General features: G+C 66.1%; 15 protein-coding genes. 6 read left to right on the top strand and 9 right to left on the bottom strand.

The annotated features are described in order from the left end of the window. Positions 1-138: 138 nt before the first annotated feature. Together BLP88_RS10145 and BLP88_RS10140 are read right to left on the bottom strand one after the other, a co-directional pair. Positions 139-927, bottom strand: a complete 789-nt coding sequence (locus BLP88_RS10145; protein ID WP_074588903.1) for an IclR family transcriptional regulator — start codon at positions 925-927, stop codon at positions 139-141. An 87-nt stretch (positions 928-1014) separates the two neighbouring features. After that, on the bottom strand, positions 1015-1269 hold the full coding sequence (locus BLP88_RS10140; RefSeq protein ID WP_074588902.1) for a hypothetical protein: 255 nt from the start codon (positions 1267-1269) through the stop codon (positions 1015-1017). Positions 1270-1305: 36 nt separating this feature from the next. Here BLP88_RS10140 and BLP88_RS10135 point away from each other — a divergent pair, with 36 nt between their 5' ends. From BLP88_RS10135 to BLP88_RS10125, 3 genes are all read left to right on the top strand, one after another. After that, on the top strand, positions 1306-1947 hold the full coding sequence (locus tag BLP88_RS10135) for a DUF6226 family protein (RefSeq protein WP_074588901.1): 642 nt from the start codon (positions 1306-1308) through the stop codon (positions 1945-1947). Positions 1948-2231: 284 nt separating this feature from the next. After that, complete coding sequence (locus BLP88_RS10130; protein ID WP_074588899.1) at positions 2232-4136, top strand: FAD-binding monooxygenase; 1905 nt, start codon at positions 2232-2234, stop codon at positions 4134-4136. Positions 4137-4199: 63 nt separating this feature from the next. Next, on the top strand, positions 4200-4679 hold the full coding sequence (locus BLP88_RS10125; protein ID WP_074588898.1) for an alpha/beta fold hydrolase: 480 nt from the start codon (positions 4200-4202) through the stop codon (positions 4677-4679). A 2-nt stretch (positions 4680-4681) separates the two neighbouring features. Here BLP88_RS10125 and BLP88_RS10120 read toward each other — a convergent pair whose 3' ends face one another. Next, complete coding sequence (locus BLP88_RS10120; RefSeq protein ID WP_139163355.1) at positions 4682-5371, bottom strand: hypothetical protein; 690 nt, start codon at positions 5369-5371, stop codon at positions 4682-4684. Positions 5372-5622: 251 nt separating this feature from the next. On the opposite strand from BLP88_RS10120, the gene BLP88_RS10115 reads away from it, so the two are divergent. Next, complete coding sequence (locus tag BLP88_RS10115) at positions 5623-6207, top strand: histidine phosphatase family protein (RefSeq protein ID WP_074588895.1); 585 nt, start codon at positions 5623-5625, stop codon at positions 6205-6207. A gap of 6 nt (positions 6208-6213) precedes the next feature. On the opposite strand, the gene BLP88_RS10110 is transcribed toward BLP88_RS10115, so the two are convergent. Next, positions 6214-7107 (bottom strand): SDR family oxidoreductase, encoded by an 894-nt coding sequence (locus tag BLP88_RS10110; protein WP_074588894.1) that lies wholly within the window; start codon positions 7105-7107, stop codon positions 6214-6216. Positions 7108-7195: 88 nt separating this feature from the next. Then, complete coding sequence (locus BLP88_RS10105) at positions 7196-7627, bottom strand: Lrp/AsnC family transcriptional regulator (protein WP_074589031.1); 432 nt, start codon at positions 7625-7627, stop codon at positions 7196-7198. Between the two features lie 137 nt (positions 7628-7764). Between BLP88_RS10105 and BLP88_RS10100 the strand changes: the two genes are divergently transcribed. Both BLP88_RS10100 and BLP88_RS10095 read left to right on the top strand, forming a co-directional pair. Then, positions 7765-8793 (top strand): ornithine cyclodeaminase, encoded by a 1029-nt coding sequence (locus tag BLP88_RS10100; RefSeq protein WP_074588893.1) that lies wholly within the window; start codon positions 7765-7767, stop codon positions 8791-8793. 133 nt (positions 8794-8926) lie between these two features. After that, a complete protein-coding gene (locus BLP88_RS10095; RefSeq protein WP_084111050.1) occupies positions 8927-10468 on the top strand; it encodes an HNH endonuclease signature motif containing protein in 1542 nt (513 codons plus the stop codon). Between the two features lie 236 nt (positions 10469-10704). On the opposite strand, the gene BLP88_RS10090 is transcribed toward BLP88_RS10095, so the two are convergent. The 4 genes from BLP88_RS10090 to BLP88_RS10075 form a co-directional block, all read right to left on the bottom strand. Then, complete coding sequence (locus BLP88_RS10090; RefSeq protein WP_218871876.1) at positions 10705-11187, bottom strand: hypothetical protein; 483 nt, start codon at positions 11185-11187, stop codon at positions 10705-10707. Continuing rightward, a complete protein-coding gene (locus BLP88_RS10085) occupies positions 11171-11515 on the bottom strand; it encodes a DUF7674 family protein (protein WP_139163354.1) in 345 nt (114 codons plus the stop codon). Before BLP88_RS10085 ends, BLP88_RS10090 begins: the two co-directional genes overlap by 17 nt. 119 nt (positions 11516-11634) lie before the next feature. Further along, the gene (locus BLP88_RS10080) at positions 11635-12819 is read right to left on the bottom strand and encodes a 4-hydroxybenzoate 3-monooxygenase (protein WP_074588889.1); all 1185 of its coding nucleotides are present in this window, start codon (positions 12817-12819) and stop codon (positions 11635-11637) included. A gap of 67 nt (positions 12820-12886) precedes the next feature. Beyond that, a complete protein-coding gene (locus BLP88_RS10075; protein WP_074588887.1) occupies positions 12887-13657 on the bottom strand; it encodes an IclR family transcriptional regulator in 771 nt (256 codons plus the stop codon). Positions 13658-13771: the final 114 nt, after the last annotated feature.

Raw genomic sequence — 13771 nt, 5'->3', positions numbered from 1 at the left:
TGCGGCGCACGCCGGGGAACGGCGGCACCGACGAGCTGGCCCTACAGTTGCGGACCGGCGCCAGAAAACATACCGGGGAATCGTTTCGCGCTCGTTGCGGGGCGGTTAACCCCGAAGGCGGTTGCAGTCCCCGGTCCGCTAGGTCAGTGCTCCGGCCACCTTGTCCGCGGCAGCTTGCAGTCTCGCAGCGAGGGAACCTGCGTCTTCGGCCTTGACCCGCTGGCTGGGGCCGTTCAGGGCGAGCACCCCGAGCAGCTTCCCTGCCGAATCCCGCACCGGGCAGGCGACGACGTAGAGGCCTTCCTCGAGTTCGTCGTCGAGGATAGCGAAACCTTTTTCACGCACGCGGCGAAGCTCTTTGAGCAGGGCGCTGCGGCTGGTAATGGTCTTTGGCGTGTACGATTCAAGCCGCTTCGGGAGCGAAGCGAGAACCTGCTCGTCACTCCGTTCGGCCAGAATCACTTTGCCGGCAGCGCTGGCGTGCATCGGGTACGAGCCGCCCACCCACATATGCGAGGCATTCAGAAAACGGGAGGGCGAGGCCTCCGCGACTACGTCGTAGCTGGTTTCTCCGGTAGGCATCATGAACGTGAGGGTTTCGCCGAAGGTCGCGGCATACTCGTCCAGGATCGGCTGCACCCTGGGAACCAGCCCGGAATAGGGATCGGCAAGGCGTCCGAGCCGAGCCATCTGCCATCCGAGCGCGTAGCGGTTATCCGAACGGGCCACGAAGCCGGTCTGCTCCAGGCTCAAAAGCAGGCGAAACGCCGTGGGCCGCGTAATTCCCACCGCCTGCGCCAGTTCCGTGACCGTGATTCCCTGCCGGTGCCGCCCGAGCTCGCCCAGGATGACCGTCGCTTTGACCACGGACTTGTTGATCAGGCCCGCATGTTCTTCCGTGACTTGCCCATCGCCGCCCGTTGCCATGACCGCTCCCGCTCCGTGCCGAGGTGAATCAGCAACTTCAATTCCCAAATGCCACACCAATCGTAGGCATCCCCGTGCCCGGACCTGTTAGCCGACAACCCTCGGGCCGCATCGCCGAAATACGGCAGCGGTCGCAAATACCGTGAGACTGGCCAGCGCGGCGACGCTGATGGCGGCGAGAAAGCCGCCCCCGGGAGCGTGGTCACCGCCGTGAGTTGCGAAAGCCACATTCTGCTGGATCACCTCCGGCCCACCGAAACCGCGAGCCCGGAAATCCGCGAGTGCCGGGCCGGCAACCCGAGGGTGATCCAGCAGAATGTCGCCGGGCTTGAGATCGAACACGGTTTGAGTCCGTGCGCCCGGGAGTAGCCTGTGCCCATGGCACCCCGCTTCGTCCGTCCCGCGCTGCCGGCCCGGGTTTTCCGCGGCGACGACGGCGAGCCCATCCCTTACGGCGAGCGCTGGGGTGAGGACGGGCCGCCGTCGGAGGCGTACAGCAGGGTCAGCCACCCCGAACGGTTCGCCCCGCTACACGCGGTGGCCGACGCGGTCATCGACTACCTCGCCAAGACCTTCGACGCCGACGTCGACTCCACGCTGTCTCATGCCGACGATTTGGTGCGGCAAGGCATCACCGCCGTCCGCGCCGTCCGGATAGTCCCGCGGGATCCCGATGCCGCGCCGCTGACTTTTGTATTCACGGACTTTCCCGGGCTCGCGGTCCACGCCGGAACGCTGCACGACTTCGTCTACCCGGAGTGTGGCTGCGATGCCTGTGACGAAACGGCAGGTTGCGAAGCAGAGGAGTTGGAGCGCCTCATCCAAGGCGTCACATCCGGCGGCTACAGCGAATGGGTGGGCAGCAAGGGCGACGTCGGCATGAGGCTGGCATTTGATGACGGCTCGCAAAGCGGCAGTGGCAACCACGGTCCAGTCCCGCAGGACCGCCTCGACAACGCCCGTGCGCGGCTGGCCAGGCTTCCCGATGGTTGGGCGCCGTGGCCGCTGCGGGCCAACTAAAGCCTGGCAACCACGCGGCGTTGCGCGCTGGATCCGGGCCCCACTCGCGCAACATTCTGCTGGATCACCCCCGCCGAGCACGTCGCCGAGCCCGGAAAGCCGCGGGCGGACCGGCGGGGCCTGCGAGTGATCCAGCAGTATGTGCGCGCCCCCGAGCGCACCCCCAACCACCCACACCTTGTCAGCCACGTCACACCGCGGTACAGTCTTGAGCAAGATTCGAGTTCAAATAAAGAACTATGTGTTCTATATTAGAACAACCCACAAAGAAGTGAGGACCTCCCGTGCAGTTCCACCACCACGGATACGTATCAGGCGACCCGCGGGTCCAGCCGGCTGCCGGCGTCGGATTGAACCGCCCCGAAGAACTCCCGGACGAAGTGGACGTGCTCATCGTGGGCACCGGCCCCGCCGGCATGCTCGCCGCGGCGCAGCTCTCCCAGTTCCCGGACGTCATCACCCGCGTCATCGAGCGCCGTCCGGGCCGCCTCGCGATCGGCCAGGCCGACGGCATCCAGGCCCGCAGCGTCGAAACCTTCCAGGCCTTCGGCTTCGCCGAGCGGATCACCGCCGAGGCCTACCGAATCACCGAGATGGCCTTCTGGAAGCCGGACCCCGCGGACCCGTCGAAGATCCACCGGGCCGCCCGCGCCGTCGACGATCCCACCGGCATCAGCGAGTTCCCGCACCTGATCGTGAACCAGGCCCGCGTGCTGGACTACTTCGCCGAGTACATGGCCAACTCCCCCAGCCGGATGAAGCCCGACTACGGTTACGAGTTCCGCGGCCTGAAAGTGGACGACGACGGCGAGTACCCCGTTTCCGTGACGCTCCTCCACACCGCGGGTCCGCTGGAAGGGCAGGAGCGCACCGTCCGCGCCAAGTACGTGGTGGGTGCCGACGGCGCACGCAGCAAGGTCCGCGAATCGATCGGCTGCACCATGGCAGGCGACCAGGCCAACCACGCGTGGGGTGTCATGGACGTCCTGGCCGTGACCGATTTCCCGGATATCCGCACCAAGTGCGCCATCCAAGCCGAGAGCGGCAGCATCCTGCTGATCCCCCGCGAGGGCGGCCACCTCTTCCGCATGTACGTGGACCTGGGCGAGGCCGGCCAGGACCACGCGGTGCGGCAGACCACCATCGAACAGATCATCGCCAAGGCCAACGAGATCCTGCACCCCTACACCCTGGACGTGCGCAACGTTGCCTGGCACAGCGTCTACGAGGTGGGCCACCGCCTCACAGACCGCTTCGACGACGTCCTGCCCGAACACCTCGGCAGCCGCACCCCGCGCGTCTTCATCACCGGTGACGCCTGCCACACGCACAGCGCCAAGGCCGGCCAGGGCATGAACGTCTCCATGCAGGACGGGTTCAACATCGGCTGGAAGCTCGGGCATGTGCTGGAGGGCCGCAGTCCGGAAAGCCTGCTCTCCACCTACTCGGCCGAACGCCAAGTGGTGGCGAAGAACCTCATCGACTTCGACAAGGAATGGTCGTCCATGATGGCCAAGAAGCCCGAGGAGTTCGACGACCCCTCGGAGCTCGAGGAGTTCTACGTCCGCACCGCCGAGTTCCCCGCCGGGTTCATGACCCAGTACACGCCGTCGCTGATTGTCGGCGAGGCCACGCACCAGGACCTCGCCAGCGGCTTCACCATCGGCAAGCGCTTCAAGTCGGCCCCCGTGGCCCGCGTCTGCGACACCAACCCGATGCACCTCGGCCATCACGCCAAGGCGGACGGCCGCTGGCGGATCTACGTGTTCGCCGACGCCGCGGAAGCCGGCGCGGCCGGCCCGGTGGCGGACTTCGCCGAGTGGATCGCGACGGCGCCGGACTCGCCGCTGGCCGCGACGCCGTCGGACGCTGACCCCGACGCATGGTTTGACCTCAAGGTTATTTACCAGCAGCCGCACACCGGCGTGGACATCGGCCGCGTGCCGGCGGTGTTCAAGCCCACCGTGGGCCCGTTCCGGCTCACCGACTACGAAAAGATCTACGCCACCGACCCCAAATCGGACATCTTCGAGCTCCGCGGCCTGGACCGCGGGGGCGTCGTGGTGGTGGTCCGCCCGGACCAGTATGTCGCCAACGTGCTGCCGTTGAGCGCGACGGCGGAACTCGCCGCGTTCTTCGCGCCGCTCCTGTCCGGCCACAAAGTTCGCGGCAGCCGGCTCCCGGCTTAGGAGCCGCGCAGGGCCGGACCGCCGGAGCGTGGTTGTCCGGCCCTGCCGCGCGGGCCAGAATGCATGAATGGACGCGGTCATGGTTTCGGGCCTCAGGATCAGCTGCCGGTCGAGGAGGTGGAGCGTCGGATCCAGCGGGTCCGGGAGGATGTCACGGCCGCTCCCAGCCAATGGTTGCCAAACTACCTGTCCGGGATGCTGACCGCGTCTGCGCCGCCTTGGTTGGTCGAACAGACCCTCTCCCTGATGTCCGATATCCGCCCGCAAGCCAACCTGACAATGCTCCGGGCGATGGCGAATGCTGACCTGCGCGGCGTTCTCCCGGACATCGACGTGCCCACCGTAGTGCTGCACGGCGAACTGGACGCGCGATCCCCGCTGGAAGTGGGGCGGGAACTGAACGCTAGAATGCCTGCGTCGGAGCTTGTGGTCCTCCCGGGTGTCGGGCACTTGAGCAACTTGGAGGCCGCTGATGCCTTCAACCGCGAGGTGAGGAACTTTCTTCGTCGGGTGGGTCAGCGACGCGGAGCTCACGGGAGCTGAGGTTACTTCAAGTATTTACGCCCCGGCCGGAAGACGAGGTAAAGCAGGCGAACGGTCAGTCCCAGAGCGACTGCGGCAAGAACTGAGTGGAAGACCACGGAGAAGATCGCGTCATCGCGGGAGTAGGGATCCACGCTGAAAACCAGGCGCACCCATACGGGGGACTCCACCTGGCCAGTCATCCACTGCACGGCATTGAACAGCGTCCATCCGGCGAACGCGGTGAAAAGCAGGCTCCCGCCGAGCATCGCGACAGCAGGCAAAACATCCACCAAGGACTTGTACCGTCCGACGTGCTTCAGCGGGCGCCTCCGGATCCGGGGCCTGCGGTAGCTCGGCGAATCAAAGCTGCGGTCATCCACGTACGGCACGTACTTTTCGGGCTCGCCAAGGATTTCCCGGCGGATCTCGGCGAGCATGCGCTCGTTCCGCTCTACAACCCACGAACCGAGCCCGCCACGGATCCCGAAGAAGGCGGCGATGGGCGTCGTCCGGAACCGTTCTTCGTCGTCGTACCAGACGAGTTGCGCATCCAGGCTCACCTCGGACACCGAGGAGCGCGGCACGGTGCGGTCCCGGAAGAAACCGAGAACCGTCACCTCGGTATCGGACAACCGCACGCCCAGATGCCAGCTCCGCCAGCTGATCCAGAGGAACACACCGACAATTACCGCCAGCGCTGCGACATCCAAGGGATTGGGTTCCGCCGCCACGAGCGCCGGGCCAAACTCAGTCCAAAGGGAGACCAGGCAAACTAGGACAAACGCAAACATCGCGATTCTCGTAATGAACAGGGGCCGGAATACCCGCGTGCTTCCCGCCATCGCTCCCCTTTTTCTGTCCTGCGCCTGCCGAGAATACTAACCGCGGCCAAGGCAGCTCGCGCGCAGGGGTACCGTCACACTCGCCGGGCTTGCACCGCGGGCTTGGCAGAATGGGGCGTATGACCCTCACGACGTTTGCCCTCGTCCGCCACGGCCAGACCGACTGGAACGCGCAGCGCCGGCTGCAGGGATCCACCGACATTCCGCTGAACGAAATCGGCCGCGGCCAGGCCCGTGACGCCGTCGCGGCCCTGGCCGGATACGAGTGGGACACCGTGGTGTCCTCGCCGCTGAGCCGCGCCGCGGAAACCGCTGATGTCATCGCCGCGGGGCTCGGGCTGAGCGTGGCCCGCCGCCTCCCGGGGCTGATCGAGCGCGGGTACGGCAAGGCCGAAGGCCTGCAGGCCGGTCCGGAACTGGATGCCGTGCGCATCCCCGGCGGTTTCGAAGGAGCCGAGAGTGAAGAGTCGACGGCGGCCCGCGGCCTGGGTGCCTTGGAGGACCTCGCGGAGGAGTTCCGCGGCCGCCGCGTCCTGGTGGTGGCCCATGGCACCCTCATCCGGCTGGCGCTGGACCGCGCCACGGGCCGGACCCTCCCGAGCGTCGAAAACGCCGCCCTCAACCTGGTGCACCACCACCCGGTGGACGGCTGGGAACTGGAGTTCTTCAACGGCGAGAGGCTGCTGGCCGGCGTCGAGGTCTAGAACTCCCTAGTGCCCCATCCTGGCGGCCAGCCGCGCAATGGCGTCTTCCGGCGTCGGGACCGGTCCGAAAAGCCGGGCCTGGCTGCTGGTGTCGGCCACGTACCTGCCGGTGTCGAACCAGGTTGCCATGGCCGCCATGTCCTTCATGAGCGGCATAAACCTGCCCGTGATTTTTCCGACGACACGGAGCACCGAGGTGGGCATGGACATGACCTTGATGTCCTTGTCCGTGTGCACTGATGCCAGTTTCGCGGCCTCCAGGATGCTCACGGGGCGGCTCCAGCCGATGTCGACACGCTCGCCCTCGGCGACGTCCGCGTCCACGGCGTCGGCGAGGTACCCGGCAAGGTCGCTGGTCAGGACGAAGCTCAGCGGCGCGCCCTTCGAGCCGAACCACATGATGCGGCCTTTCTCGAACGGGTCGCCCATCTGCGTGACCATGTCGAAGAAGGCTCCCGGGCGTATGGCGACGAAGGGGACGCCAAGCTCCTCGAGCTTGTCCTCGGCGAGTTTCTTGTGCCAGAAATGCGGAACGTGCGGCGTCTGGTCGCAGGTGAGGATGCTGATCAGCACGACGCGCGGAACCCCGGCGAGGTTGGCGGCCACGGCGAAATTGGCATAGCCGAATGTGTCGATCGCCTCGGCGTTGCGGTCGTTCCGGGTGTAGCCGGCCGCCGTCGAGATGACCGCCGCGACGCCGGTCATCGCCGTGACGAGGGAACCGGCGTCGAGCATGTCCCCACGCGCAATCTCCACGCCTTTGGCTTCCAGCTTTCCCGCGTCCGACTTGGGACGAACCAGGGCCCGGACCCGCTTCCCGCGGCTGAGCAGCTCGTCCACCACCTGGCCGCCAAGGTAGCCGGTTGCTCCAACTACGAGGACAGGCTGTTCTTCAGTCATGGCTTCTCCCGGGTTTGTGCGTCATCCCAGTCGTAGCACGGACCTCAGCGTGTCGATAGGGCTTACTCGCTAGGGGTCTGTGTCGGGCCTACCGCAGGACCGAACTCAGCAGCAGGCTCGTTTCACTGTTCACCACGCCGTCAATCGAACGGATGCGGCCCAGGACGGCGTCGAAGGCGGGCAGGTCCTCGACGCGCAGTTCGGCCACGAGGTCCCAGCCGCCATTGGTGGTGTGCAGCGCGCTGATTTCGGGGAAGCCGCGGAGCTGCCGGATCACTTTGTCGGTGGAGCGGCCCTCCACAGCGATGAGGGAGACGGCACGGATGGTCAGCGGATCGAGTTCGTCGCGCACCCGCACCGAGAAGCCCACCACGGCACCCGAGGACACGAGCCGTTCAAGCCGGCTGTTCACGGTGGCCCGGGCCACGCCGAGTTCCCTGGCCAGCGCGGCCACCGGAGCGCGGCCGTCCCCGCGCAGCGCGGAAATCAACCGCCGGTCCAGGTCATCAAGCTCAGCCATCAACATAATGTAGGGCTGCGCCCAGCAATTCGCCTAGTTTCTGTTCAAAAGGTCGGCAATCCTGCCATTGAGCATGCAAACCGTCCCTCCGTACTGTGGCTCACAAGCAAATTGATGCCTACAGAATTGAGGACGCCATGGCGCGTTTTGTCGACGTTCGGAACATGGTCCGTTGGGTGGCCGAGCACGGCCCCGCACAGGTCATCGCCGGGATGATCGAGTACATCGAGGACGACTTCCGCCGCTGGGAGCAGTTCGACAAGTGCGCCCGCGTTGCCAGCCATACTCCGTTCGGCGTCATCGAACTGATGCCCACATCCGACCACGAAAGCTACGGCTTCAAGTACGTCAACGGCCACCCGGCCAACCCGGCCCGCGGTTTCCAGACCGTCACGGCCTTCGGAATGCTGGCCGACGTCCACAACGGCTACCCCACGTTCCTGGCCGAGATGACCGTCCTCACCGCCCTCCGCACCGCAGCGACGTCGGCGATGGTCGCCCGCCGCCTGGCCCGCCCGGACTCCCGCGTCATGGCCATGATCGGCACCGGCAGCCAGTCCGAGTTCCAGGCACTGGCGTTCCGCGGCGCGTTGGGCATCCGCGAGCTGCGAGTCTGGGACACGGATCCCGCGGCGGTCGCGAAGTTCCTCAAGAACGTCGAACCGCTGGGCTTCGAGGTCACCGTTGCCGCATCGGCCGCGGATGCCGTGGCCGGCGCCGACATCATCACCACCTGCACGGCCGACAAAGCCCAGGCCACGATCCTCACCGCGGAGCTGATCGGCGAAGGCGTTCACTTGAACGCGATCGGCGGCGACTGCCCCGGCAAGACCGAACTGGACCCGGCCATCCTGACCCGCGGCGCGGTGTTCGTTGAATTCACCCCGCAGACCCGGATCGAAGGCGAAATCCAGCAGCTGCCCGCCGGCTTCCCCGTGACCGAATTCCACGAGGTGCTGGCTGGCACCAAGCCGGGCCGGACCTCGCCGGAGCAGATCACGGTGTTCGATTCGGTGGGCTTCGCCGTCGAGGACTTCTCCGCGCTGCGCTACGTCCGGGACTCCGTTGCCGGCACAGCCTTCTTCGAGGAGATCGACCTCGTGGCCAACCCCGACGACCCCAAGGACCTGTTCGGTTTGGTCTCGGCGCTGGCGCCGGTGCTGTGACACTGGTGACCGCGTCCATTAACTTAGGGCGCGCCGACCTTAACTGAAGCGCCCGACGGCGACCTCCCGCCGTCGGGCGCTAAACGGGACGGGCGGACCTTATATTGTCAGACCCCACTGGCAGAGTTGATGCATGGACGGGATTGCTCAGCTCACGGCTCCGCGGACGGTGACGTCGGCAGCGGTGTTGCCTCTGCGCGGCCATTTGGCGGGCGGCCCGGCCCGGGGCGTGGAAGATGCGCTCGAACGGGCAGGCCAGGCGCTGGCATCGCTCCGCCTGGACGCCGCCGCAGAAGCACGCCTGTTCGGATTCACGGAAGCCGCGGATTTCGCAGGCAGGGTCGAGGAACTCTCGCGGGCGGTGGAGTACCTGCAGCTCGTCGCCGCCCACGCCGTGGAACGGACCCGGCATGAGGCCCGGAAGAAGAAGCCGTCGTCGGCGCCCGGCTGGCGCACCGGGTGGACGGAACCGGACGCTGGTTCCGGCGCTTCGATGCCGGCAGGCCGTTCTTTGGCCGAGGTCGCAGATGACGGGTACCGGAACGCAGCGGAGTTCCTGCGGGCCAGGCTGCGGATCAGCATCAGCGAAGCCCGGCGCCGGCTCGCGCTCGGCCCGGAGGTGTTGTCCAGCGCTGGCGTGGCCGGCCAGGACATTCCACCGCGGCGCGAAGTACTCGCCGCGGCCGTTGCCTCAGCGCGGGTGCCGTCCCGGTCCGCGACTGTCGTCAGCGCCACACTCGATAGTGTGCGCCACCTCATCGAAGAGGACGCAGTCAACCAACTAGAACAGGAACTGACCGCCGTGGCCGCCGAATCCGACCCCGATTTCCTCGTGAAAACGGCCAAACGCTGGACCGACGCGATCGACCAGGACGGCGCAGAACCCAGCGAGGAGGCACTGCGCCAACTCCAAGGCGCCTTCATCCGAAAGCCCCGGCACGGCCTGCGCCACCTGGAAATCTTCGCCACCGCCGAACAATTCGAAACACTCACCACGGTCATGAACGTTGCCGGCAACCCCCGGCTGCAGGACACCGCGGCCGGAACCCCGGAGCTGGATCGCCGCTCCCGCGCACAAAAGTTACTGGACGGCTTGGTCGGGGCCTGCGGTGTCGCCCTGACCACCGGCGAACTGCCGACTAACGGCGGCCTCCGGCCCCAGGTCATGGTGACCATCGGCTACCGGGACCTGCTCGGACAGCTCAACCACGCAGCCACGGCCCGCTCCCAAACGAGCCCGCGTACCAGCAGCGGTTCGGCAACGTTCCAGGGCCCGATCCATCCCAACATCATCCGCAAGATCGCCTGCGATGCGGACATCATTCCCGTCCTTCTCGGCACCAACTCCCGCGTTCTGGACATCGGCCGCACGAGCCGGATTTTTCCGCCCCACATCCGCAAAGCAATCACCGCAAGGGACCAAGGCTGCGCCTTCCCGGACTGCACCATGCCGGCGCCCTGGTGCGAGGCCCACCACATCAACTACTGGTCGCACGGCGGCGCTACCAGCACGGAGAACAGCACTTTGCTCTGCAGCCACCATCACCACGTCATCCACAAAGAACAGTGGAAAATCACGGTCAAGGCCGGCGCCCACTGGTTCATCCCGCCTCCGCACGTGGACCCCCACCAAACACCCCGGCGGAATCACCATCACATCCCTCTTAGGACATGAACACGGCGCAGGCGTCTCCACTGCCACATCCGGACGACCAGCGAAGCAGCGCCCGACCGTGGCTGGGCGCCACCAAGGTGACTGGCCGATGCCGTGCTGTCGCCGTCGGTCACTATGTCGCCTGCCGCCAGGGCCCGCGCCCGAACAACTACCGCCCCGGCCACCCCGTGTACGCCTCGGCGAGGTACGCCTGATCGCCTCGCCACCGGGACGTCGAGCCGGATGCCGCCGGACTTCTAGAAGAAGAATCGGTAGACCGTGAATACATAGACCAGCAGGATCATGTAGCCGGCGGCAAACAGAGTCTGATACGGCCACCGAGTCCTGCGGAGGTCCTGTTCGTTGACAGAATGGCTGCCCGTCGTTCCGGGCCGGATGCCTTGAACGGCACGGAGTTTTACTCGATAGACCGTCAGGGAAGCCAAGTGGAGCGCCGCGGCCGTGTAGGCAAGGACCGGAAGGCCTCGCCACCCTGTCACCGCCGGAAGAACGAGTTCGACGACGGCAGCGATGACAACGCCAAGCAATTGCAGACGTTGAAAGAACACGTCTGTCCGTGAGCCTTCCTTCACAGGAAAGCGGAATCTGCCAGCCGTGGCGAGAGAGGCTGCGATCAGGACGATCGAGAGCCAAATTAGGAAACGCCCCACCAGTTCCACACCAGGTCCCCTGTCTTCTTCACACCGCAGCGCAATTCTTCCTTCATTGGAGCCAGTCATCCATTTCACGGAGTGAGGGCCCAAGCATGTCCCGCATTCCGGAGCCGGGATCGCCCGGATCGGGGATCATCTCGACTGCACTAACAGCAATGAGATTTCGAACATCCTGGGGCCCCTCGTCAAAGGACTCTTCCAACCAGGCCCATGCGGATTCACAAACTGCTGGATTCAGGTAGTACTGCTCTACCAGCCACCTGACGAAATCCGACATCGCCAGGTGAGGAAGCATCTCATCGAAATTGTCTTCAAGATGCTCAGCCAGGACGGGGCCAAAGCCAGGGAACAACCCCACAAGGTCCAACATCACTGCTTCCGTTGCGTCACTCACGCAGCGCCCCCTGGAACGTCCGCCAACTCCGAGAAGAAGAGAGTCAGGTTACCCCTTATCGGGGCTTCCGGGGAGTCTGCGTTCAACCAGGGCTGCCGCCAGGGCCCGCGCCCGAACAACTACCGCCCCGGCCACCCCGTGTACGCCTCGGCGAGGTACGCCTGCCCATGCCGGGACGAGACCACCGAGCGCAATTCGCCCAGCTGTCGGGCGCGGCTGAAGTCGTCGGCGCCGGGAACAGTGTGCAGCATGGAGGTCATCCAGTAGGAGAAGTGCTGGGCCTTCCAGACCCGGTCCAGGGCGCGGTCGCTGTAGGAATCGAGCAGCCCGGTGGAACCGGAGCTGTAGAAGGATTCGAGGCCCTCGGCCAGGAGCCGGACATCGTTGATGGCCAGGTTGAGGCCCTTGGCGCCGGTGGGCGGGACGGTGTGCGCGGCGTCGCCCGCGAGGAAGAGGTTGCCGTGGCGCATCGGCGTGTGCACGAAGCTGCGGAATGGCAGCACCATTTTCTCCAGGACCGGCCCTTCCTTGAGCTCGAAGCCGTTGCCGTTGACGCGCTTGCGGAGCTCGGCCCAGATCCGCTCATCGTCCCAGTCGGCCGCATTCTCCGTGGGGTCGCACTGGAAGTACATCCGCTGCACGGTCTCGGAGCGCTGGCTGATGAGGGCGAAGCCGTGCTCGGAGTTGGCGTAGATGAGTTCCTCGGCGCTGCGCGGCGCCTCGGCCAGGATGCCGAACCAGGCGAAGGGGTATTCGTGAAAGTACTGGGTCCGTGCAGACTCCGGAACCTGGCGCCGGCAGTGGCTGCGGGAACCGTCAGTGCCCACCAGGAAGTCGGCCTCGACTTCGAACTCCTGCCCGTCCGCGTCCGTGAACCAGACCTTTGGCTTGCCCTCGAGCTCGTGGACGCTGGTGTCCGTGACGCTGTAACGGACGTCGCCGCCGTCGGCCTCCCTGCGCGCGGCGAGGTCCATGAACACGTCCGTCTGCGGGTAGAGCCACACGGACTCCCCTACCAGTTCCTTGAAGTCGATGCGGTGGCTTTCGCCGTTGAAGCGCAACTCGATGCCGTCGTGCCGGTCGCCTTCGCGCAGCACGCGATCCGAGACGCCGGAATCGACCAGCAGGTTGACCGTGCCGTGTTCAAGGATCCCGGCGCGCACCGTCTCCTCGATCTGCCGGCGGCTGCGGATCTCCACCACCACGGAGTCGATGCCCTGCTGCGCGAGCAGGTGGGAGAGCATGAGCCCTGCCGGTCCGGCGCCCATGATGGCGACCTGGGTGGTGATGGGTGTGCGTGCCACGGTGTTCCTCGCTTCGTTGCGGTGTGATGAGTCTGGGAACAGTGTGGACTTTGCCCGGTGACGGGCGTTACACGGATTCCGTTGAACGGAATCCGCGGACATCACCCAATTGGCGGCCGATCCCGCGCGCCGCCGTCTGGAGCGCGGGAACCAGCGCCTGCAGCCGCACTTCCGCCAGTGGAACCACGACGCCGAGCGCCGCCACCGCGCGCTTTTTCGCGTCCAGCACCGGGACGGCGATGCCCCACGTCTCCGGATCCACCACGCCGGCGAGCTGCGCGTACCCGAGCTGGACGGCTTCCGCGAGCCGGTGGCGTACGACGTCGGCCGTCACCTTCCCCTCCGGATCATCGAATTGCTCAAGGTAGTCTGCCTGGAGTCCGCGCGGCTGGTACGCCATGAGGGCCATGCCGGCCGAGGAGATGTGCAGGGGCATGCGCCCGGCGACCCGCGCGCGGTTCACCACCGAGCCCGGCCGGGAAAGCCGCTCCACAAAAAGGACCTCCCACCCTTCCAGCACACCGAGGTTGACGTTCTGCTTGAGCACCTGCTGGATGTCTTCCATGAACGGCATCGCCGCCTGCCGCAGCGCCAGGGTGGGTGAATTCCGGTTAACGAGCTCCCAGAAACGCAGCCCCAAACGGACATGTCCTCCCGCGCCAAGTTCCAGCAGGCCATGCCCCGCAAGCTGGCGGACCAAGCGGTGCGCGGTGGATAGCGGCAGCCCGGCGCGCTCGGCCAGCTCGGAGAGCTGCAGGGCGTCGGCGCCCTCGGGGAACGCTTCAATCACCCGGACCACCCGGTCCACCACCGAGTCCCCGGAAACCGAATTGGCCACGCTGCCACTCCTTCATTGCCAGCGGCGTACCCCGCCCGTACCGAATTCCATTCAATGGTAATGCGTGGCAAGGATCACACTCTACGGTGCTAGAACATTCGTATCGGTCGACGA

Origin of the sequence: Arthrobacter cupressi (genome assembly GCF_900099975.1) — a bacterium.
In the GTDB taxonomy this organism is placed as follows: Bacteria; Actinomycetota; Actinomycetes; order Actinomycetales; family Micrococcaceae; genus Arthrobacter; species Arthrobacter cupressi.
Note: the sequence above shows the minus strand (reverse complement) of the source record. Positions and strands in the feature narration are given on the sequence as shown.